The sequence below is a fragment of the Kineobactrum sediminis genome (genome assembly GCF_002868715.1).
Classification (GTDB): Bacteria; Pseudomonadota; Gammaproteobacteria; order Pseudomonadales; family Halieaceae; genus Kineobactrum; species Kineobactrum sediminis.
The window spans coordinates 733,157-753,100 of sequence record NZ_PKLZ01000001.1 but is presented as its reverse complement, the minus strand read 5'-3'; the positions used below and the strand labels follow the sequence as shown (position 1 = coordinate 753,100).

Here is a 19,944-nt window from a genome sequence, read left to right as displayed (position 1 = left end):
GCTACGAACGCTTAAGTCCGACAGGCTCCTAGTGCCCCCAGCGCTATGCGATGCGTATAATAAGCCCCGTCGCCAAGCAATCACGAGATGATTTATGCAACTGGATGCCGTCAAATCCTACCTTTTGCAATTACAGGAAAACATATGCGATGAGCTCGCCGCTGAAGACGGTGGCTCTGAATTCATCATTGACGAATGGCAGCGCGCCGAGGGTGGCGGTGGTCGTACCCGGGTACTCGCCGAGGGGGCGGTATTTGAAAAAGCAGGCGTTAACTTCTCCCATGTGATGGGGGCCAGTCTTCCCCCCTCCGCGACTGCGTCACGACCGGAGCTCGCAGGACGCAGCTTTCAGGCCATGGGCGTATCCCTGGTGATTCACCCACGCAATCCTTATGTGCCCACTTCCCATGCCAATGTCCGGCTGTTTGTGGCGGAAAAGCCGGGTGAAGAGCCGGTCTGGTGGTTTGGCGGCGGTTACGACCTGACGCCTTATTATGGCAACCGCGAGGACTGCGTACACTGGCACCAGGTAGCAGCCGCTGCCTGTGAGCCCTTTGGTACCAGTGTTTATCCACGCTATAAAAAGTGGTGCGACGACTATTTCTACCTGAAGCACCGGGGTGAGCCCAGGGGCATAGGGGGCCTGTTTTATGACGATCTCAGCGAGGGCAGTTTTGATAATTGCTTTTCCTTTATGCGCTCCATTGGCGACTCCTTTCTGCAGGCTTATCGACCGATTGTGCAGCGGCGCAAGAACCAGCCCTGGGACGAACACGAGCGCCAGTTCCAGCTTTACCGTCGGGGTCGCTATGTGGAATTCAATCTCGTATTTGACAGGGGGACACTATTTGGTTTGCAATCCGATGGTCGGACCGAGGCTATCCTGATGTCGCTGCCGCCACTGGTACGCTGGGAATATAATTATCAGCCGGAGCCTGGCTCCCCCGAGGCAGAGCTAACGGAGTATTACCTGCAGGCCCGTGACTGGTTACAGCAGGCACCCTGATACGCAAGGCGCAACATTATCATGACTGAAAAGGACAAATACGCCGTGTTTGGCAATCCCATCAAACACAGTAAATCCCCGGCTATCCACGCAGCCTTTGCCGAACAGTGTGGCCAGCACATGCAATACCGCGCAGTCAGGGTAGAGCTGGATGGGTTTCAGCGTGCGGCGGAGCGTTTTTTTGCGAGTGGCGGTCGCGGCCTTAATGTGACGCTACCCTTCAAGCAGGAGGCCTTTGCCTTTGCCGACACATTAACCGACCGGGCCCGCCGGGCCTCCGCGGTTAATACCCTTAGCGCTTGCGAGGACGGTGGTATTGCCGGCGATAACACCGACGGCATCGGCCTGGTGAGAGACATGGTGGCGAATCTGGGCTGGCAGTTGCAGGGCAGGCGCATCGCACTGCTCGGCGCCGGGGGTGCTGCTCGCGGAGTTCTCGAGCCACTGCTGCGTGAACACCCGGCTGTTCTGATGATAGCCAACCGCACCGCGGCCCGCGCACACGAGCTTGCCGATGCCTTTGCCGACCTGGGCGATATCGTGGGCGGCGGTTATGAGGTGCTGGCGGGGCACGAGTTCGACCTCGTTATAAATGCGACCAGTGCGGGCCTTTATGGCGAGCTGCCGGCCCTGCCCGAGATGGGCCTGGCGGAGCGCAGCTGCTGCTACGATATGGTATACGGGAACGAGCCCACAGTGTTCATGCGCTGGGCGGCACAGAACACGGCCTGGGCAGTAGCGGACGGCCTGGGCATGCTGGTTGAGCAGGCGGCAGAGTCGTTTTACCGCTGGCGGCAGGTGCGCCCGGCAACACAGCCGGTAATCAACCAGATGCGGCAGCTTTTGGCCGCGGCCTAGGAGGTGAGTCCGACAGGCTCCTGGTCAAGCTCGGCCAGGTGCCGGTCCTTGAGGCGTACATAGTTGTCGGCGCTGTAGCTGAAATAGTTGCGTTCCGCTTCGGTTAGCGGCCGCACTTCCCGCGCCGGGCTGCCGGCATATAAATAGCCGCTGCGCAAGGTCTTGCCGGGCGTAACCAGTGCACCGGCACCAATGACCACCTCGTCCTCTACCACAACGCCATCCATCACGGTCGCCGCCATTCCGACCAGGACCCTGTTGCCGATAGTGCAGCCATGCAGGATCGCCTTGTGGCCAATGGTCACCTCGGAACCGATCAGCAGTGGCCAGCCTTCCGTGTTATAGGGTCCCGCATGGGTGATATGCAGTACGCAGCCATCCTGTACACTAGTGCGGGCGCCCAGGCGGATCGAGTGCATGTCGCCGCGAATGACCGCCTGCGGCCACACCGAGACATCGTCTCCGAGTACCACATCGCCGAGCACCACCGCGCTGGGGTCGATCAGCACCTGTTTACCGATTTGTGGCAAGTGTCCGCCAAAGCTGCGAACACTGCCGGCCGTGTAGCGAGGCATAGTAAAAACTCCCTGAGGTCATGTTTACACCATAGCGACACTTTCCGTCACTGGCCAGCGGTTGTGCGATCCGTGTAACTGTGGGCGGGCAGATCCATTCCCTGATTCTGTTACAATGGAGGCCTGTCAAGTAGTCGGCCAGCTGCGGCTGGCCAAAGGATGATATATGCCCCGCTCCCCCTCCAGCCGGCGCTTCATCGCCGGCGCTGTATGCCCACGCTGCAGTGCGATGGATACCATTCTTGTGGACCGCGATACGGACCTGCGTGAGTGTGTCGCCTGTGGTTTCAGTGATCCCCGCCCCCCCGATCCGCTGGTTAGCAAAGAACCCGCTACCCGGGTGAGCCGTGCCGCCGCCAGGCGGGTGGAAACGCCTGTATCGGTGGTTCGCATTATGGAACCAGCAAAGAAATCCGACCCCGGCAACTGAATGCTCCGGGTCCTCTGGGCTGAGTGCGCCCCATATCTGGTGGTGCACTCACTTTTTTACCACCAGATATGGGCAGTTGGCGAGTTCATTACAGCGCCTGCAAATTCCGCGGTAAAGCCCTACAAAATCGGCATATCAGTATTTTTTAGCGCCGGCTTTCGCTATAATCCCCGCGCTCTAAACTGCGGCAGCTGGTCGCAGGCGGGCGGTAACAGCTGAAACCGGCAACCACCCCATTATTTCCCGTCCTCAGGCGGAGGACCCTGGTATCAGGGGTTCCTGCCAGCGGCAATGCGGGACTTGCAAGCAGATGTGCGGCAACAATTGGCGGTGATGTGGTTTTGGTAGGGGGAATTTTTGTGATGACTATGGAGACACGGGAAATGGTCTTGAAAGCGAACAGGCTGCGTAAGCTGGCGCTTGCTCCTGTGCTGATGCTCCTGAGCCTGGCGAGTGCCGGCGTTCTGGCTGCTGGCGGCAAGGTGAATCAGGTGAATATGTCACCCGGCGCTACCGAAATCGGTCAAAGTATCTTTGACTTGCACATGCTCATCTTCTGGATCTGCGTGATTATCGGTGCGCTTGTTTTCGGGGTGATGTTTTACTCCATCTACTATCACCGTAAATCTCGTGGCGTTACACCGTCTACTTTTCACGAGAGCACCAAGGTAGAGATTGCGTGGACCGTAGTGCCGTTCCTGATCCTCATTGGTATGGCCGTGCCCGCAACGTCAACGTTGCTTGAGATCTATGATTTTGACGACGCCGAAATGGATATCATGGTCACCGGCTTCCAGTGGCGCTGGAAATATGAATACCTGAATGAAGAGGGCGAAAACGTTGTCTTCTTCAGCAGCTTGCGCACACCCCAGAGCGAAATCAGAAACGCCGAGGCCAAGGGCGAACACTATCTGCTTGAGGTCGACGAGCCCATGGTGATTCCCGTTGACACCAAGGTGCGCTTTCTGGTCACCGCCAATGACGTTATTCACTCCTGGTGGGTGCCGGAACTGGCGGTGAAAAAGGACGCCATCCCCGGGTTTATCAACGAAACCTGGACCCGCGTCAGCACCGAAGGCATCTATCGTGGTCAGTGTGCGGAGCTATGCGGCAAGGATCACGGGTTCATGCCCATCGTTGTCAATGTCGTGAGTAAAGAGGACTACGCCGAGTGGCTGGACGAGAAGCAGGCGCAAGCCGCTCAGGTCAGCGAACTGATGGCCCAGACCTTCACGCTGGACGAATTGATGGAGCGCGGTGAGACAGTCTACGATCGTAACTGCCTGGCGTGCCATGGTGCGAACGGCGAAGGCGGTGTGGGTACGCCCATCGCGGGCAGCCCCATTGCCACGGGCGATATTGACGCCCATCTGGAAATTGGTATCAACGGCGTTCCCGGCACAGCGATGCAGGCCTTCGGGTCACAGATCAACAATGTGGAGATGGCCGCGGTGATTACCTATCAGCGTAATGCTTTCGGTAATAATATGGGCGATATGGTTCAGCCCATTGACGTGTACAACCACAAACAAGGCCAAGGGGAGAATTAAAGATGGGCGATCATCATCATGGTCCTGCCAAGGGCCTTAGCCGGTGGCTGTTCACCACCAACCACAAAGACATCGGAACCATGTACCTGTGGTTTTCCTTTGCCATGTTTATCCTGGGCGGTTCCTTTGCCATGATTATCCGTGCCGAGCTGTTCCAGCCCGGCATGCAACTGGTTGATCCTGCATTCTTCAACCAGATGACGACCCTGCACGGCCTGGTGATGGTGTTCGGTGCCATCATGCCGTCATTCGTGGGGCTGGCCAACTGGATGATCCCGATGATGATCGGGGCGCCGGACATGGCTCTGCCGAGAATGAACAACTGGAGCTTCTGGATCCTGCCACCGGCGTTCCTGATCCTGGCGTCCACCCTGTTCATGGAGGGTGGTGCCCCGGCTTTTGGCTGGACTTTTTACGCACCTTTGTCCACCACCTATGCGCCGCCGTCGGTTACCTATTTTATCTTTTCCATCCACGTGCTGGGTCTGTCCTCCATCATGGGTTCGATCAATATCATCGCCACGGTGATGAATATGCGCGCCCCGGGCATGACCTACATGAAGATGCCCATGTTTGTCTGGACCTGGCTGATAACAGCTTTCCTGCTGGTGGCAGTGATGCCGGTACTGGCAGGGGCTGTGACCATGATGTTGATGGATATCCACTTCGGCACCAGCTTCTTTTCCGCGGCGGGCGGTGGTGACCCGGTTCTGTTCCAGCATATTTTCTGGTTCTTCGGCCACCCTGAAGTGTATATCATCATTCTCCCGGCCTTCGGTGTGGTCTCGCAGATCATCCCGGCATTCTCCCGCAAGCCGCTGTTCGGCTATGACTCCATGGTCTATGCGACTGCCGCAATCGCCTTTCTGTCCTTTGTGGTTTGGGCGCACCACATGTACACCGTGGGCATGCCTGTCGCGGGTGAGCTGTTCTTCATGTACGCCACCATGCTGATCGCCGTTCCTACCGGGGTTAAGGTGTTCAATTGGGTCAGTACCATGTGGCGCGGCGCCATGACCTTTGAAACCCCCATGCTGTTCGCGATCGGCTTCCTTGTGCTGTTTACTATCGGTGGTTTTACCGGCCTCATGCTGTCTATTGCACCGGCTGACTTCCAGTATCACGATAGCTACTTTGTGGTCGCGCACTTTCACTATGTAATGGTAGCGGGTGCGGTGTTCTCCATGAGTGCCGCGGTGTACTACTGGCTGCCCAAGTGGTGCGGCCGCATGTACAACGAAACCATGGGTAAAACCCACTTCTGGATATCCTTTATCGGCTTCAACATTGCCTTCTTCCCGCAGCACTTTGTAGGTCTGGCCGGTATGCCGCGCCGGATTCCGGACTACGCGCTGCAGTTTGCCGACTTCAACATGCTGTCCAGTATTGGCGCATTCATTTATGGCGCGTCCCAGATCCTGTTTCTCTACAACGTCGTAGCGACTATTGTTGCGGGCAAGCCTACCAGTGAAGAAAAGACCTGGGATGGTGCAGAGGGCCTCGAATGGACAGTCGCTACACCTGCGCCTTACCACACATTCGAAACACCTCCCCAGGTGAAGTGAGGGTAGAACGATGCTGAGGTTAAACAACAACCCTGTACTGGACACCGTGATCAAGCTGGTGACAACCGCGGTGGCGATGTTTGCCTTTGTCTTTGTGGTGATGGTGCCGCTGTACGACGTGCTCTGTGATGCCCTTGGCATTAACGGCAAGACCAGTGGTGAGGCTTATACCGCGGTACAAGCCGGGGTGGACGAGTCGAGAACGATTACAATCCAGTTCGTTGCAACCAACAACGAATCGATGCCCTGGGAGTTCGGGCCATCCGTAACCATGATGAAAGTAAATCCCGGTGCCAGCAATGACACGGTATTTCTTGCACGCAATCCTCTGCCTCAGGCAATGATTGCGCAGGCGATACCCAGTGTGTCCCCTGCTCGCGCCGCGGCCTACTTTCACAAGACCGAGTGCTTCTGTTTTAACCAGCAGCCACTGGATGGTGAGACCGCGACGGATATGCCCCTGCAATTCATAGTGGATCGCGACCTGCCCCAGGATATCAAGACCATTACCCTGTCCTACACGCTATTCGACATTACAGATCTTGTGGACGGCGACGTCGCCGCACGCTAACGCCCGGTCCGGGGGGACGGGTGCTTCAAACGGAGAGATACAATGACAACCCAGAGTTCCACAGAGTACGAGAAGTATTACGTACCGGAAAAAAGCAAGATGGCCATCTGTGCAACAATTGGCCTGTTTCTGAGCACCTATGGTGCCGCCAGCATCATGAACGACATGACCTTTGGCGACCCCGGTGTGGAGACCAACTCGTGGACGATTTTCTGGGTCGGCCTGTTCTTTTTCTCTGCTACCCTGTTCGCCTGGTTCCGGATAGCCATCAAGGAGAACATAGCGGGCCTTAACAGCGCCCAGCTGAAAAAATCCTACGTATTGGGTATGTTCTGGTTCATCTTTTCGGAAGTGATGTTCTTTCTCGCATTTTTCGGTGCGCTGTTCTATCTCCGCAACCTGGTGGGCCCCTGGCTCGCGGGCGAGGGCGAAGGCGGGCGCATGAACCACTTGCTGTGGGAGGGCTTTGAGTATAATTGGCCCATGTCACTGACGCCGCAAGAAGCCGTAGGCGGCGCCGCGAACCAGCCGATCGCCAACATGGGTAGTTTTACCAGCGCTGAAAAGTCCATGGCCTTTGGCGAAGCTGCCGCCTGGTACCTGTGGTTACCAATGTGGAACACCCTGGTATTGTTGTCATCCAGTGTCACCGTCCATATTGCCCACATGGGCATCCTCGACGGTAACAAGCGCAAGTTCAACCTCTGGCTCGGCATCTCTGTTGTGCTGGGGATGCTGTTTGTCGGGCTGCAGATCCTTGAGTATTACGAGGCGTATGCGCATTACGGGCTAACCCTCAACTCAGGCATTTACGGCTCAACCTTCTTCATGTTGACGGGGTTTCACGGCTTTCACGTGGTGATGGGGATGACCATGCTGCTGATCCAGTGGTTGCGCTCCGTCAAGGGCGGGCATTTCACTGCGGACGACCATTTCGGCTTTGAAGCTTCCAGCTGGTACTGGCACTTTGTTGATGTGGTGTGGGTGTTCCTGTTCCTGTTTGTTTATATTCTTTAAGGGCCTTCGTCTGCAGGGGCCTCGTCCTGGGATGCCTGTGGCCGCGGGCCGGCATCCCAGGGGTTGCGATGGCCCAGCTGGCCGCTGGCAATACCATAGACGATCAGCCCGGCGAGGGTGATCGCTATGCCAATGCGCACCCCGAGCGAATGGAAGGTCCTGCGCTGGTTTTTATCTCCCTGATCCACCATCAGAAAGTAAAAACCGCTTCCCAGGCTGGCAATCAGGGCCAGCATCATGACTACAATCGCGATTTTCAACAATGTTCTGCTCCTTTTCTCTATTGACACAGTATAAACCAGTCAGGCGCATGGCAGGGCCGCGGCGCAGGACTTTAACTTCAGTGGACTTGAGTAATGGTACGTTTGCAGCTTGATCTCGAATGGCGGATTACTCTGCTGACCTTATTGCTGTTCCCGGCCCTGGTGGCGCTGGGTTTCTGGCAATTGCAGCGTGCCGACGAAAAAGCATCACTGCAGATAAACTGGGAAGAGCGAAAGCAGCAAGCCCCGGTTGCCCTGGATACTCTGCCGGGAACCGCCGAAGACGCCTACCGCCGGGTTGCCCTGCGCGGCCAGTTTCTGCCCGGGCATTATCTGCTGCTGGATAACAGGATTGTCGCGGGTCGTTTTGGCTATGAAGTTGTCGGCCTGTTTGTCTTGCCGGCGAGTAACCAGGCTGTCCTGGTCAATCGTGGCTGGATCGCAGGTGACCCGGGGCGTCAGCAGTTGCCTGAGGTAACGGAGCCTGCCGGTATGCTGGACATTACCGGGCATGTCTACGTACCACCCGGACAACCTTTCCTGCTGGGAGAGCAGCAGCTGTCGCCTCCCTGGCCTCTGCGGGTGCAGGCGCTGGAGATCGACAAACTAGGGCCATTGCTGGCAACCGTTACCGACAGTGCCCTGTTTCCTTATGTTGTGCGAATTGATGAAGGCCAGCCCGGGGCGCTTGCGGTTGACTGGCAGGTAGTTAACGCCAGTCCCGAAAAGCATCAGGGTTATGCTTTCCAGTGGTTTACCATGGCCGCAGTACTGGCATTTTTTTTCCTGCTGCGCAGTTCCAATCTGTGGCAGCTGATTACACGCAAAGAGGATGATAAATAAATGCAGGCGCAGCAACCAAATACCGATGGACGCAGGACCCTGCTGCTGATTGCAGGTATTCCAGTCACCATAATCCTTGCCGCGAGCTGGTTATGGTGGTTTGTGGTGCAGGGGAATCTCGATATCGTTGAGGTATTGGGCACCGCCAACAAGGGCGAACTGGTAACCCCGCCTCGTTCATTGGCCGAAGCGGAAACCGTGCTGCCATCCGGCAACCCGCTGCCCTGGGTAAACAGTGATCGGCAGTGGACGCTGCTGGTAGCCAATGCCGGCGCAAGCTGTGGCGCCCAGTGTGAACATAATCTTTACCTCACCCGGCAGATCCATACCGCGATGGGAAAGTACTTCCCGCGCCTGCGGCGGTTCTACATCGGCGATCATGCGGCGGCCCAGACCGGCCTGGATGTGGCGTCCCTGAGTGACAGCAACCCGGTGCCGGCGAACCTTGAGCGCCTGCTTGAACGTGACCATCCGGGTTTGACTGTCCTGGAGGTGGCGCCAGCGGAGTATCGGGCACTGTTTCCCGAGACCACGAGTGCTGCCGATACGTGGTACCTGGCAGATCCGGCCGGCTGGATAATGATGTCCTACAACGCCGGGGACAATTACAAAGACGTTATCTCGGATCTTAAATTCCTGCTGAAGAATTCCGGGAACTAGAGGGCACTATGGCAGAATCAGTACTACCCGGCAAAGCCACATGGCGTGATTACAAGGAGCTCACCAAGCCCAACGTTGTCCTGCTGATGATCCTGACATCGGTTATCGGCATGTTCATGGCGGTGCCGGGTATGGTGCCACTCGATGTGTTGATCCTTGGCAATCTGGGCATCGCGCTCTGCGCCGGCGCCGCCGCCGTCAACCACCTGGTTGATCAGCGGGTCGACCTGCGCATGGCCCGCACCAGCAAGCGTCCCATCGCCCAGGGCCGGCTTTCCACCCTGCAAGCCGGTGTGTTTGCGTTGATTCTGGGAGGCGCCGGCATGGCAATTCTGCTGCTTTGGGTGAACGCACTGACGGCGTGGCTGACGCTGGCGTCCCTGATAGGCTATGCGTTTATTTATACCCTGTTCCTGAAACGGGCCACGCCACAGAATATTGTCATTGGGGGGTTGGCGGGGGCGGCGCCGCCGCTGCTGGGCTGGACCGCCGTTACTGGCGAGATACACGGCCATGCCCTGTTACTGGTGTTGATCATCTTCGCCTGGACGCCGCCCCATTTCTGGGCGCTGGCCATTCACCGTAAAGAGGAATACGCGGCGGTGGATATTCCGATGCTGCCGGTTACCCACGGTGACATGTTTACCCGGCTGCATATCATGCTTTATACGATTATCATGTTCCTGATAACAATGCTGCCATTTGTAACCCGCATGAGTGGCCCCCTGTATCTGCTCGGCGCGGTGGTTCTGGGGGCAGGGTTTCTGTACTGGGCATTTGAGCTGTTACGGAACAGGGACCCGGCCGCGCCCATGGCCACTTTCCGGTATTCCATCATTTATCTGATGGCGCTGTTCGTTATCATGCTCGTCGATCATTATATGTTTCCCATGACCATGGCTTGAGGGCCGCAATTCAATGACTAACGCTCATACCCCTTCCCAGACCCGCGGTATTCGCCTGACGGTGATCGCGGTGCTGTTATTCATCTCGCTGGTGGTTGCCGGTTTTGTGAACCGGATTGGCCAACCGCGGGTAATGACTGCGGCGGACATGCAGGCCAACGGCGCATTCGTACTGCAAACCCCCAGAGATATCGGCGATTTCAGTTTAACCGATCACCACGGGCAAGTGTTTGATCCTGCCCGCCTGGAGGGTCAGTGGACCCTGGTATTCTTTGGTTTCACCTATTGCCCCGACATATGTCCCACCACCATGGCGTTTCTCAACGAATTCATGCAAAAGCTTGAAGGCACTGAAGCGGCAGATACCCAGGTGGTTATGGTGTCTGTTGATCCTGCACGGGATTCGGTAGAGCAGCTGGCGGGCTACGTGCCGTTCTTTAACCCGGAATTTATCGGTGTGACCGGCGAGTTCCTGGATATTCATCGCTTTGCCACAGCGCTGAACACGCCCTTCCGTAAAGTGCCGGGACAGGGCGAGGACTACCTCATTGATCACAGTGCCAATGTGGTATTGATAAACCCCCGAGGTGACTACCACGCGTTTTTCAAACCGCCACTTGATCTGGCCAAGATGAAAGTGACCTACCGCTCGATTCGGGTCCTCTGGGATCGCTAGCTGACAGGGATACCCATGTCCAAAACCCCCCCGATTGTCCTGGTAGATGGTTCATCCTACCTGTACCGCGCATTCCATGCCCTGCCCCCGCTGAACACGTCTACTGGCGAGCCCACCGGTGCGACCAAGGGCGTCATCAGCATGCTCCGGCGCCTGTGTAAGGACTATCCGGACAGCCCTATTGCGGTGGTCTTCGATGCGAAAGGCAAGACTTTTCGCGATGAACTGTTTGCGGACTACAAAGCCCATCGTCCCAGTATGCCCGAGGAACTGCGGGCCCAGGTGGAGCCCATTCATGCGATTGTGCGCGCCATGGGTCTGCCACTGATCTGCGAGCCCGGCGTAGAGGCAGATGATGTGATCGGCACCCTTGCGCGGCAGGCCAGCAGTGAAGGACGCCCGGTGGTGATCTCCACCGGCGACAAGGATATGGCACAGCTGGTGGATTCCAATACCACGCTGGTCAATACCATGACCGATACCCGGCTTGACGAAGCCGGTGTGCTGGAGCGGTTTGGGATTCCGCCGCAACGGATTATCGATTTTCTGGCCCTCATGGGAGACAAGGTCGACAACATTCCCGGAGTGCCTGGCGTGGGTGAAAAAACCGCCCTGGCCCTGCTCCAGGAACTCGGCGGCCTCGACGAGATCTACGCAAACCTGGAGCGGGTGGCAACACTGGGCATACGGGGTGCAAAAGCGGTCGCGAGCAAGCTTGAGGCTGGCAAAGACAGTGCCTACCTGTCTTATCAGCTGGCCACCATCAAGACCGATGTTCCCCTGCACGAGAGTCCCGACGATTTGCGCAATGGCGAACCGGATATCGCGGCCCTGCGCGACTGGTATACCCAACTGGAATTCCGCGCCTGGCTGGAGGAACTGCTGGCCGGTGAAGACCCTGCCGGCGCGCCCGATATGCCCGCTGACGATCCCGCATACGAGATTATTACCGAACAGGCAGACCTGGAGCGGTGGCTGGCGCGACTGGAAGTTGCGGAGCTGTTCGCCTTTGATACCGAGACGACCAGCCTGAACTACATGGAGGCGCAGATTGTCGGGGTCTCCTTTGCGCTGGTTCCGGGGGAAGCCGCTTATGTACCGTTGGCCCACGATTATCTCGGCGTGCCCGAGCAGCTTGACCGCGACGCGGTCCTGGCGCAGCTAAAGCCGCTGCTGGAAAACGAAACCCGCGCCAAGGTTGGCCAGAACCTGAAATACGATGCGAGCGTGCTGGCCAATCACGACATCATCCTGCGTGGTATTCGTCACGACACCATGCTTGAGTCCTATGTGCTCAATTCAATTGCAACCCGCCACGATATGGACAGCCTGGCGCTGAAATATCTGGGACGCAAGACCACGCACTTTGCTGATATCGCCGGCAAGGGTGCAAAGCAGCTCACCTTTAACCAGATCAAGCTGGAAGATGCCGGCCCCTACGCCGCCGAAGACGCCGATATTACCCTGTGCCTGCACCAGCTATTGTGGCCCCGCTTGCAGGCAATGCCCGGCCCCTCCAGCGTTTACACCGATATTGAGTTGCCACTGGTGCCCGTATTGTCGCGCATTGAGCGCACCGGCGCCCTGCTGTCCATGGACCTGCTGCACAGCCAGAGCCTGGAGCTGGAAAGTCGGCTGAAAACACTCGAGGCCGAAGCCCACGAGCTCGCCGGGCAGCCCTTCAACCTGGGTTCGCCCAAGCAGCTGGGTGAAATCCTGTTTGAGAAGCTGGAGTTGCCAATACTGCGCAAAACGCCCAAGGGCGCGGCATCCACGGCGGAGGAAGTGCTGGCGGAACTGGCGCTGGATTACCCGCTGCCGAAAGTCTTGCAGGAGTATCGCGGCCTCAGTAAGTTGAAGTCCACCTATACAGACAAGCTGCCAGAGATGGTGAATCCGCGTACAGGGCGCATACACACATCATACCACCAGGCGATAACCGCTACCGGCCGCCTTTCCTCCTCGGACCCCAACCTGCAGAATATCCCGATTCGTACCCTGGAAGGGCGCCGTATCCGGCAGGCGTTTATCGCGGCCCCGGGCTATTGCATAGTGGCTGCGGATTACTCCCAGATTGAGCTGCGTATCATGGCCCACCTGTCTTCGGATGAAGGGCTGTTGCGGGCTTTCCGGGACGGACTGGACGTACACCAGGCCACCGCGGCCGAGGTTTTTGGCGTGGGCCTGGAATCGGTGTCCCCGGAGCAGCGGCGGCGGGCGAAGGCGATCAATTTTGGCCTCATTTACGGGATGTCGGCTTTTGGCCTGGCCCGCCAGTTGCAGCTGGGGCGCAAGGAAGCCCAGGAATATATTGAACGGTACTTCGAGCGCTATCCCGGCGTACAAACCTATATGGACAACACCCGGGCCAGTGCTCGCGAGCAGGGCTACGTGGAGACCCTGTTTGGCCGTCGACTGTATCTGCCGGAGATCAACGCCAGTAACAAAATGCGCGCCCAGGCCGCCGAGCGAACCGCCATCAATGCGCCGATGCAGGGCACCGCGGCGGATATCATCAAGAAAGCAATGCTCACGGTTGATCACTGGTTACAGGAATCCGGGGTAGACGCCCGGATGATCATGCAGGTCCACGATGAGCTGGTGCTGGAAGTGGCAGAGGATAGTGTGCCCGAGGTGTGCTCCACGCTCTGCGAGCTGATGTCCGGTGCCGCCGAGCTGGCGGTACCACTGCTGGTGGAGGCCGGTTCCGGAAAAAATTGGGATGAGGCGCACTGAACAGTGAACTTTCCGCATAGGGCCGGGTCTCATTTTACGTAGCACGAGTTGCTACTGTTCTGCCGGCTTATTCTCCATGGGCCGTCGGAATACGTCTCTTCCCCAGAGACCAAGCTGTCCCGGCGGTCTGGCCCCCTACAGGCCGCCGGGTTTTTTTATTTATTCCCCTCTCTCCTCTCCCGACAGCGCCCGGTCTCGTTGGCGTCGCCAGGGTTAGTCTTCTTGTTGCCGGTGATCCAGCCAGCGGTAGAGCGTCCTGCGGGTCACCCCGAGGATCTGCGCAGCGCGTCGCTTGTTGCCTTTGGTGTGGGCCATGACCTGGTCCACATAGCGGCGCTGGTGCGTTTCCAGGCTGTGCCATTCTTTTTCCCGCGGTAACCCCGGGGCCAGTGGCTGCTCGGGGGGCTGTTGATGTCCCTTCACTCTTGCCGGCAGATGCTCGCTGGTAATCAGGCCGCCTTCGCAGAAGGTCACCGCACGTTCCATGATGTTCCCCAGCTCCCGGACATTGCCCGGAAACGGGTATCCGCGCAGGCAGTTGAGTGCATCGTCGCTGAAGCCCCTGATGCGGCCTTTACCCGCTGCTGGTTGCCGGGCGAGGAAAAAATTCGCCAGCTGCAACCAGTCCTCGCCGCGCTCACGCAGGGGCGGTACTCGCAAGGCAAAGGTTTCCAGTCGGTAGTAAAGGTCCTCACGGAAATCCCCGGCAGAGACGGCTTGTTCCAGGTCGTGATGGGTTGCGGCAAGAATGCGTACGTCCACCTCGATCTCCTGATCACTGCCCACCGGACGCAGTCGCCCGTCCTGTAACACCCGCAGTAGCTTTGCCTGCAATGCCAGTGGCATTTCGCCAATTTCATCCAGCAGCAGCGTGCCGCCGTTCGCTTCCTGCAACAGGCCGCCGCGCTGGTTGCGAGCGCCGGTAAACGCACCGGCCTTGTGCCCGAAGAACTCACTTTCCATCAGCTCTGAAGGAATCCCACCGCAGTTCACCGCGAGGAATGGCGCATTGGCGCGCGGGCTTTCCGCGTGAATGGCCCGGGCCACCAGCTCTTTGCCGGTGCCGCTCTCTCCCAGTACCAGCACGGGCCCCCCGGCTGGCGCGATCTGGCGAATCTCCTGCACCAGGCTGCGCATCGGAACACTGCTGCCGAGCATGCCGTGGAATGGCTTGTCGGTGAGCAGTTCCCGATAACTGCTGATTTCGGCCTGCAGACGCTGCTGTTCCAGCAATCGCTGCACAGAAAGCTGCAGATGGTCAAAATCGATGGGTTTGGTAATGAAGTCATCGGCGCCAGCCCGCAATGCCTCTACCGCCTGGCGGACAGTGCCAAAGGCCGTGATAATCAGGACGCCGGGCCGGGGCAGGCTGCTCTGTAGTTGCGGTAGCAGCGTCATACCGTTACCGTCGGGCAGCCGCAGGTCACTGATTACCAGGGCCGGGGGCGCACCCTTGAGCTCCGTTTGTGCCCCGGCAATGCTGGCGACGGCGGTAACGTGGTAGCCATCGGCTTCCAGCTCCTCGACCAGCAGTTCGCGCAGGCCGTCATCGTCTTCGATCAACAGGATGCGCTCCCGACTCATAGCGGTCGTTCCGGGGCCGGGCCCGAGGGCAGCCACAGTGACACCCTGCCCCCGCCCGCAGCGCTATCGCCCAGGTTGATGGTGCCGCCGTGCTCGTCAAGAATACTGGCGGAAATGGCCAGGCCCAGGCCTGTACCCTCTCCGGAAGCACGGGTGGTATAGAACGGCTCCATCAGTTGGTCGCGATTGCCGGGAAACCCCGGGCCGTCGTCACTGATATCAATATTTACACCACCCTGACTGCCGGATGCCGTAACTAAAACCCGGTACCGGGCAACCTGGGCGGCGTTGCGTATGATATTAAGCAGGGCCAGCTGCAGCCGCCGCCGGTCGCCCTGCAGCGGCTGCAGGGTCTGCCCGCATGGCTGGTACTGGGCAACCACCGCTTTACCGCTGAGCTCTTCGGCAACGGTGTTCACCGCATCCCGGATCAGTCTGTCAGTATCAATTGGCTCTACCTGTGGTTCTGCGGGGCGGGAATAATTGAGCAGATCATGTACCGTTTCAGTGAGCTGTCGTACCTGGTGCCGTATTGCCGCCAGATCGCGGTCGTCAGCCCCGAGGTATCTGCCCAGGCGCCGCGCGCGGCCCTCTATGACACTCAGCGGTGCACCCAGTTCGTGGGCAAAGCCCCGGGTAATGCGACCGACCGTGGCCAGGGTCTGGCTGTCGCGCAGTTGCAGCTGCAGGGTTTGCTCTGCCATCCGCCTTTGCTCCAGCTCCTGCTCCCGCCGCTGTATGCCGTCCAGCATGGTATTGAGACCCACCGATATGGACTGCACCTCCCGTGGTCCCCTGATTTCGAAGCGATAACCGGGGCTATCTGCTGCCACCCGGGCCATTCCCTGGCGCAGTAGTTTCAGGTGGCGGCCGATACCGCGGTAATGTCCGGTGAGTACGGTGCCGATAATGACCGCGGCCAGCAGTGCCCAGAGACTCCAGGCGAGCCAGGTGAGCCGACTGAGGGCGCTGGTGAAATCTGTCTGCCGGCGGGTAATCTGGATGAAGCCCTGGGTCCGGTCCGACTCGTCGAACAAGGGCATGAAATGGGAGAAAACCCGGCGCCCCCCCACCTTCCGATACTCTTCGCGCTTTTCGCCGGAATCGGCCAGCTGCAGCGGGATCCTGCTATGGGTGAGGTCTCGCTCGGTGATGCCGGCGGCGGCCATGCGGCGGCCGTCGCTGTCGAACACCGAGGCACCATACACGCGACCTATGGAGAACACGGAGGCCAGGGTCGCTTTCATGTTTTCCCGCTCGCCGTTCAGCAGGGCCTCTGTCACTGGCCCACTGATGGCGCGGGCGATTAACTCAAGATCGCTCTTGAGCAGGGTTTCCTGGAAGGCGTTGGCCTGTTCGAAGGCTACCCGGATAAACAGTGCCGCGACCAGTATCAGGGGCAACGCGACAAAACCCATGAGGGTTTGCTGCAGATTACCCAGTAGCTTGCCCAGGATCGGCCAGCGAGACGTCAGCTGTGTCATGAAGATACACCGCAAAATATACATGTATCGCAATGATACACTCGAGGATCATGTCATGACTAGAGGGGGGCGCTATGGATCTCTTGGAAAGCATGAAAAAGCCTATAATAATCAGAGAGATACGATTTTTCTTTTGCTCCTCCCCTGTTTTGGCACGTTATTTGATACTTGTGAGGTGTACATCCAACGTACCTTAGGAGGAATTATGATGTTCAAAGCACTTACAACCGCAACAATTACCACCGCTGCCATGGTCTTGCTGCTGGCGGGCCAGGTGGCCAGCGCCCAACAGGGACAGGCGCAGAACCAGGGGCAGGCCCAGAACCCGGCGGCCGAGGCGCCGATGAAGTCAGCCGATGTGACCGATTCCAGCCTGCAGCTCTATGTTCAGGTTGCAACAAAAATCACTGAACTGCGCGAGCAGTTTCAGCAGCAAATGTCTAATGTGGATACGCCTGAGGAAGCGCAGGCCCTGCAACAAAGAGCGTCAGGTGAAATGGTCGCCGCAGTAGAGTCCTTTGGCATGACGGTGGAGGAATATAACCAGATCGCCTACGCACTGCAGTCAGATGAAGACCTGCGTAATCGCCTGCAGGAGATGCAGGGCTGATAGTCGTATAGTCCCAATCGTAATGTCACCGGGGGCCTGTGGAACAGGCCCCCGTTTTTATATCTGGTCCTGCGGCGACCCATCTTCCACCGGGTCTCCGGCCTCAGCGTAAACACTCTCATCCATGAGCCAGGCATCAAGCACGGCTATCAGTTCCTTGTGCCCGGTGTGCTTGAGAGCTGAAAACAGCTGCACGCTCACCCGGTCACCGTAGTCCCGTGTCTGCTTGCGAACCTGTAACAGGGTATTGCCGGCGGGGCCGTTCTTGAGCTTGTCGGCTTTGGTCAACAGAATATGAACCGGCATATCGGCCGCTATTGCCCAGCCGAGCATTTGTCGATCGAACTCCTGCAAGGGGTGGCGAACGTCCATTAACAGCACCAGGCCGCGAAGGCTCTCTCGTGTTTGCAGATAGTTCTCCAGCTGTCTGGTCCACTCCCGCTTGACCGCCAGCGGTACTTTGGCGAAACCATAGCCTGGCAGGTCCACCAGTCGCTGGTTCTCGCTGAGCTCAAAGAAGTTGATCAGCTGGGTCCTGCCCGGTGTCTTGGAGGTACGTGCGAGCTTTTTATTTGCAGTTAAACTGTTTATTGCAGATGATTTGCCGGCGTTGGAGCGGCCGGCAAAGGCTACTTCCCAGCCGCTGTCTTCGGGACATTGTGAAACTTTGCCGGCGCTGGTCAGAAACGTTGCAGCGCGGTAGTCGGGTTTGCCGGGGACAGGATGTTGCATACGGAGGACTTGCCTTTTTTGCGCTGGGTAAGTCGTATATAATGCCACAGGTTAAAGAGCTCTGCGGCAAATCCCTGCAGGGCGCAATGAAAGTCCAAGCTATATTAGCAGAGGTACTCGATGAAAAAGCTCCTGGCACTTGGCGCACTGATGTTCGCCACTACTGCTGTTGCAGATGTCGATATGGGCAAATACAACAAAAGCTGCGCTGTATGTCATAATGCCGGCGTTGCCGGTGCCCCCAAAACAGGGGATGCCGATGCATGGGCGCCCAAGCTTGAAAAAGGCATGGATACGCTGGTCCAGTCGGTCAAGAATGGCCTGAACGCAATGCCCCCCAAAGGCATGTGTTTCGACTGTACCGATGAAGACTATAAGGCGCTAATTAATTATATGGCCGCACCGAAGGAGTAGCCTTCCGGCCCTCCCCCTCCCAATTTTGATCTGGAAGAGTCATGAAGAGAGTTCTTGTCCTTTGCGGGGTCCTGCTGGGATTGGCGCAGCCACTATCCGCAGCCACCCCGATACTTAACGGTGATGCCGCGGCCGGTGAGGCCCTCACGGGTATGTGCAGCGCCTGTCATGGTGCAGATGGCAACAGTATTGCCGGCACCTTCCCCAAGCTGGCGGGCCAGGGTCAGCGCTATCTGTATAAGCAACTAATGGATATTCGCGACGGCGCCCGTCCGGTGCCGAGTATGGTCGGTCAACTCGACGATATGACCAATCAGCAGCTCGCTGATATCGCGGCTTTCTACGCAGCACAGCAGTCCACTCGCGGCCAGACCGACCCCGAACTCCTGGCTCTTGGCCAGAGGGTCTATCGGGCGGGAGTTGCCGAGCGCAAGGTTGCAGCCTGTATCGCCTGCCACTCGCCCACTGGTAAAGGGAACGCCCCCGCGGGATACCCGATGCTCGCCGGCCAGCACGCCGAATATATCGCCACCCAGTTGCGTATGTATCGCAAGGGTTACGAAAATCCTGAAGGCCGTACCAATGACGGCGACACAAAGATAATGCGCAGCAACGCCTTCGGTCTCAGTGATATGGAGATTGAAGCAGTGGCAAGCTATGTCGCGGGCCTTAACTAGGCTCGCGTGATTGCCCTCGGTACGGGTCTCTTTGGTATTTTTACCGTGGTTACCGAACCTGGGCGTCTGCGTCAGGTCCTATAAGTGAACCCCCGCTCATGGAGAGATACATGTTCAAGCGACTGATTATTGGCACCTTCCTCTTGCTGGCTCCCCTGGTAGGAGCCGCCCAGGAAAGCTGGGAGGAAGGTACTCACTATGACCTGATTACGCCTGCCATTCGCACGGCTGACCCCGGTCGGGTCGAGGTGGTTGAGTTTTTCTGGTACGGCTGTGGCCATTGCTATACGTTCGAGCCACTGGTTAGTCGCTGGAAGGAGTCACTGCCGGAAGATGTCATTTTTACCGGCTCGCCCGCTATCTGGAACAAGCCCATGGAGCTGCACGCGGCGATGTTCTACGTTGCCGACGTGCTGGGTGTCAGTGACAAGATGCACACGGTCTTGTTTCAGGCGATGAACGTGGATGGCAAGCGACTGGCTTCGGAAGCGGCGATACGCGATGTATTTACCGCCAATGGTGTGGCCGCCGATGATTTTAACAAGGCGCTCAAATCATTCGGTGTCAGCAGCCAGGTGCGCCAGGCCAACAGCCGGGCCCGTGCCGCGCAGATTACCGGCACCCCGGAAATGATGGTTAATGGCAAGTACCGGATTTCCACCCGCAAAGCCGGTAGCCAGGCCAATATGCTGAAAATAGCCGATTACCTGATCGAAAAAGAACGCGCGCTGCTGTCCGCCGACGCCGCCTGATCCAGCGCGCTTTGCGACTATAAACAAACAAGCCCC

21 protein-coding genes are annotated in these 19,944 nt (G+C 58.0%); 16 read left to right on the top strand and 5 right to left on the bottom strand.

Annotated elements, in window-relative coordinates; all coding sequences use genetic code 11:
- Positions 1-94 precede the first annotated feature (94 nt).
- Together hemF and aroE are read left to right on the top strand one after the other, a co-directional pair.
- Entirely contained in the window at positions 95-1,006 is a 912-nt protein-coding gene (gene hemF / locus CWI75_RS03375; RefSeq protein ID WP_101520028.1) for an oxygen-dependent coproporphyrinogen oxidase, read from the top strand.
- Between the two features lie 21 nt (positions 1,007-1,027).
- The gene (gene aroE, locus CWI75_RS03370; protein WP_101520027.1) at positions 1,028-1,864 is read left to right on the top strand and encodes a shikimate dehydrogenase; all 837 of its coding nucleotides are present in this window, start codon (positions 1,028-1,030) and stop codon (positions 1,862-1,864) included.
- Here the strand turns inward: aroE and CWI75_RS03365 are convergent.
- The gene (locus CWI75_RS03365; RefSeq protein ID WP_101520026.1) at positions 1,861-2,439 is read right to left on the bottom strand and encodes a gamma carbonic anhydrase family protein; all 579 of its coding nucleotides are present in this window, start codon (positions 2,437-2,439) and stop codon (positions 1,861-1,863) included. The genes aroE and CWI75_RS03365 overlap by 4 nt on opposite strands.
- 166 nt (positions 2,440-2,605) lie before the next feature.
- Between CWI75_RS03365 and CWI75_RS03360 the strand changes: the two genes are divergently transcribed.
- From CWI75_RS03360 to CWI75_RS03335, 5 genes are all read left to right on the top strand, one after another.
- Complete coding sequence (locus tag CWI75_RS03360) at positions 2,606-2,869, top strand: YheV family putative zinc ribbon protein (RefSeq protein ID WP_101520025.1); 264 nt, start codon at positions 2,606-2,608, stop codon at positions 2,867-2,869.
- A gap of 434 nt (positions 2,870-3,303) precedes the next feature.
- The gene (gene coxB, locus CWI75_RS03350; RefSeq protein WP_241521069.1) at positions 3,304-4,419 is read left to right on the top strand and encodes a cytochrome c oxidase subunit II; all 1,116 of its coding nucleotides are present in this window, start codon (positions 3,304-3,306) and stop codon (positions 4,417-4,419) included.
- A 2-nt stretch (positions 4,420-4,421) separates the two neighbouring features.
- Positions 4,422-5,984 (top strand): cytochrome c oxidase subunit I, encoded by a 1,563-nt coding sequence (gene ctaD, locus CWI75_RS03345; RefSeq protein ID WP_101520022.1) that lies wholly within the window; start codon positions 4,422-4,424, stop codon positions 5,982-5,984.
- 10 nt (positions 5,985-5,994) lie between these two features.
- Positions 5,995-6,555: a cytochrome c oxidase assembly protein gene (locus CWI75_RS03340; protein ID WP_101520021.1), complete on the top strand. Its 561-nt coding sequence runs from the start codon at positions 5,995-5,997 to the stop codon at positions 6,553-6,555.
- A gap of 42 nt (positions 6,556-6,597) precedes the next feature.
- Complete coding sequence (locus tag CWI75_RS03335) at positions 6,598-7,572, top strand: cytochrome c oxidase subunit 3 (RefSeq protein ID WP_101520020.1); 975 nt, start codon at positions 6,598-6,600, stop codon at positions 7,570-7,572.
- On the opposite strand, the gene CWI75_RS03330 is transcribed toward CWI75_RS03335, so the two are convergent.
- Positions 7,569-7,832: a DUF2909 domain-containing protein gene (locus tag CWI75_RS03330; RefSeq protein WP_338152685.1), complete on the bottom strand. Its 264-nt coding sequence runs from the start codon at positions 7,830-7,832 to the stop codon at positions 7,569-7,571. The genes CWI75_RS03335 and CWI75_RS03330 overlap by 4 nt on opposite strands.
- Before the next feature lie 96 nt (positions 7,833-7,928).
- On the opposite strand from CWI75_RS03330, the gene CWI75_RS03325 reads away from it, so the two are divergent.
- From CWI75_RS03325 to polA, 5 genes are read left to right on the top strand one after another with little or no spacing between them, the layout of a single operon-like run.
- Positions 7,929-8,678: an SURF1 family protein gene (locus CWI75_RS03325; protein ID WP_101520018.1), complete on the top strand. Its 750-nt coding sequence runs from the start codon at positions 7,929-7,931 to the stop codon at positions 8,676-8,678.
- Positions 8,679-9,338 (top strand): hypothetical protein, encoded by a 660-nt coding sequence (locus tag CWI75_RS03320; protein WP_101520017.1) that lies wholly within the window; start codon positions 8,679-8,681, stop codon positions 9,336-9,338. It begins immediately after the preceding gene.
- An 8-nt stretch (positions 9,339-9,346) separates the two neighbouring features.
- Entirely contained in the window at positions 9,347-10,243 is an 897-nt protein-coding gene (gene cyoE / locus CWI75_RS03315; RefSeq protein ID WP_101520016.1) for a heme o synthase, read from the top strand.
- A 13-nt stretch (positions 10,244-10,256) separates the two neighbouring features.
- A complete protein-coding gene (locus CWI75_RS03310; RefSeq protein WP_101520015.1) occupies positions 10,257-10,919 on the top strand; it encodes an SCO family protein in 663 nt (220 codons plus the stop codon).
- A 15-nt stretch (positions 10,920-10,934) separates the two neighbouring features.
- Positions 10,935-13,655, top strand: a complete 2,721-nt coding sequence (polA, locus tag CWI75_RS03305) for a DNA polymerase I (protein WP_101520014.1) — start codon at positions 10,935-10,937, stop codon at positions 13,653-13,655.
- Positions 13,656-13,868: 213 nt separating this feature from the next.
- Here the strand turns inward: polA and CWI75_RS03300 are convergent, their stop codons facing one another.
- Together CWI75_RS03300 and CWI75_RS03295 are read right to left on the bottom strand one after the other, a co-directional pair.
- The gene (locus CWI75_RS03300) at positions 13,869-15,239 is read right to left on the bottom strand and encodes a sigma-54-dependent transcriptional regulator (RefSeq protein ID WP_101520013.1); all 1,371 of its coding nucleotides are present in this window, start codon (positions 15,237-15,239) and stop codon (positions 13,869-13,871) included.
- The gene (locus tag CWI75_RS03295; RefSeq protein ID WP_162299974.1) at positions 15,236-16,723 is read right to left on the bottom strand and encodes an ATP-binding protein; all 1,488 of its coding nucleotides are present in this window, start codon (positions 16,721-16,723) and stop codon (positions 15,236-15,238) included. Before CWI75_RS03295 ends, CWI75_RS03300 begins: the two co-directional genes overlap by 4 nt.
- 205 nt (positions 16,724-16,928) lie before the next feature.
- Between CWI75_RS03295 and CWI75_RS18370 the strand changes: the two genes are divergently transcribed.
- Positions 16,929-17,333: a DUF4168 domain-containing protein gene (locus CWI75_RS18370; protein WP_162299973.1), complete on the top strand. Its 405-nt coding sequence runs from the start codon at positions 16,929-16,931 to the stop codon at positions 17,331-17,333.
- 57 nt (positions 17,334-17,390) lie between these two features.
- Here CWI75_RS18370 and yihA read toward each other — a convergent pair whose 3' ends face one another.
- The gene (yihA, locus tag CWI75_RS03285) at positions 17,391-18,065 is read right to left on the bottom strand and encodes a ribosome biogenesis GTP-binding protein YihA/YsxC (RefSeq protein WP_101520011.1); all 675 of its coding nucleotides are present in this window, start codon (positions 18,063-18,065) and stop codon (positions 17,391-17,393) included.
- A 120-nt stretch (positions 18,066-18,185) separates the two neighbouring features.
- Here yihA and CWI75_RS03280 point away from each other — a divergent pair, with 120 nt between their 5' ends.
- From CWI75_RS03280 to CWI75_RS03270, 3 genes are all read left to right on the top strand, one after another.
- Positions 18,186-18,479, top strand: coding sequence for a c-type cytochrome (locus tag CWI75_RS03280; RefSeq protein ID WP_101520010.1), 294 nt, complete (start codon positions 18,186-18,188; stop codon positions 18,477-18,479).
- A gap of 41 nt (positions 18,480-18,520) precedes the next feature.
- On the top strand, positions 18,521-19,156 hold the full coding sequence (locus CWI75_RS03275) for a c-type cytochrome (RefSeq protein WP_101520009.1): 636 nt from the start codon (positions 18,521-18,523) through the stop codon (positions 19,154-19,156).
- A gap of 110 nt (positions 19,157-19,266) precedes the next feature.
- Complete coding sequence (locus CWI75_RS03270; RefSeq protein WP_101520008.1) at positions 19,267-19,908, top strand: thiol:disulfide interchange protein DsbA/DsbL; 642 nt, start codon at positions 19,267-19,269, stop codon at positions 19,906-19,908.
- Positions 19,909-19,944: the final 36 nt, after the last annotated feature.

Coding starts and splice junctions, on each gene's coding strand:
- hemF (WP_101520028.1), top strand. CDS start 95: ATGCAACTGGATGCCGTCAAATCCTACCTTTTGCAATTACAGGAAAAC.
- aroE (WP_101520027.1), top strand. CDS start 1,028: ATGACTGAAAAGGACAAATACGCCGTGTTTGGCAATCCCATCAAACAC.
- CWI75_RS03365 (WP_101520026.1), bottom strand. CDS start 2,439: ATGCCTCGCTACACGGCCGGCAGTGTTCGCAGCTTTGGCGGACACTTG.
- CWI75_RS03360 (WP_101520025.1), top strand. CDS start 2,606: ATGCCCCGCTCCCCCTCCAGCCGGCGCTTCATCGCCGGCGCTGTATGC.
- coxB (WP_241521069.1), top strand. CDS start 3,304: ATGCTCCTGAGCCTGGCGAGTGCCGGCGTTCTGGCTGCTGGCGGCAAG.
- ctaD (WP_101520022.1), top strand. CDS start 4,422: ATGGGCGATCATCATCATGGTCCTGCCAAGGGCCTTAGCCGGTGGCTG.
- CWI75_RS03340 (WP_101520021.1), top strand. CDS start 5,995: ATGCTGAGGTTAAACAACAACCCTGTACTGGACACCGTGATCAAGCTG.
- CWI75_RS03335 (WP_101520020.1), top strand. CDS start 6,598: ATGACAACCCAGAGTTCCACAGAGTACGAGAAGTATTACGTACCGGAA.
- CWI75_RS03325 (WP_101520018.1), top strand. CDS start 7,929: ATGGTACGTTTGCAGCTTGATCTCGAATGGCGGATTACTCTGCTGACC.
- CWI75_RS03320 (WP_101520017.1), top strand. CDS start 8,679: ATGCAGGCGCAGCAACCAAATACCGATGGACGCAGGACCCTGCTGCTG.
- cyoE (WP_101520016.1), top strand. CDS start 9,347: ATGGCAGAATCAGTACTACCCGGCAAAGCCACATGGCGTGATTACAAG.
- CWI75_RS03310 (WP_101520015.1), top strand. CDS start 10,257: ATGACTAACGCTCATACCCCTTCCCAGACCCGCGGTATTCGCCTGACG.
- polA (WP_101520014.1), top strand. CDS start 10,935: ATGTCCAAAACCCCCCCGATTGTCCTGGTAGATGGTTCATCCTACCTG.
- CWI75_RS03300 (WP_101520013.1), bottom strand. CDS start 15,239: ATGAGTCGGGAGCGCATCCTGTTGATCGAAGACGATGACGGCCTGCGC.
- CWI75_RS03295 (WP_162299974.1), bottom strand. CDS start 16,723: ATGACACAGCTGACGTCTCGCTGGCCGATCCTGGGCAAGCTACTGGGT.
- CWI75_RS18370 (WP_162299973.1), top strand. CDS start 16,929: ATGATGTTCAAAGCACTTACAACCGCAACAATTACCACCGCTGCCATG.
- yihA (WP_101520011.1), bottom strand. CDS start 18,065: ATGCAACATCCTGTCCCCGGCAAACCCGACTACCGCGCTGCAACGTTT.
- CWI75_RS03280 (WP_101520010.1), top strand. CDS start 18,186: ATGAAAAAGCTCCTGGCACTTGGCGCACTGATGTTCGCCACTACTGCT.
- CWI75_RS03275 (WP_101520009.1), top strand. CDS start 18,521: ATGAAGAGAGTTCTTGTCCTTTGCGGGGTCCTGCTGGGATTGGCGCAG.
- CWI75_RS03270 (WP_101520008.1), top strand. CDS start 19,267: ATGTTCAAGCGACTGATTATTGGCACCTTCCTCTTGCTGGCTCCCCTG.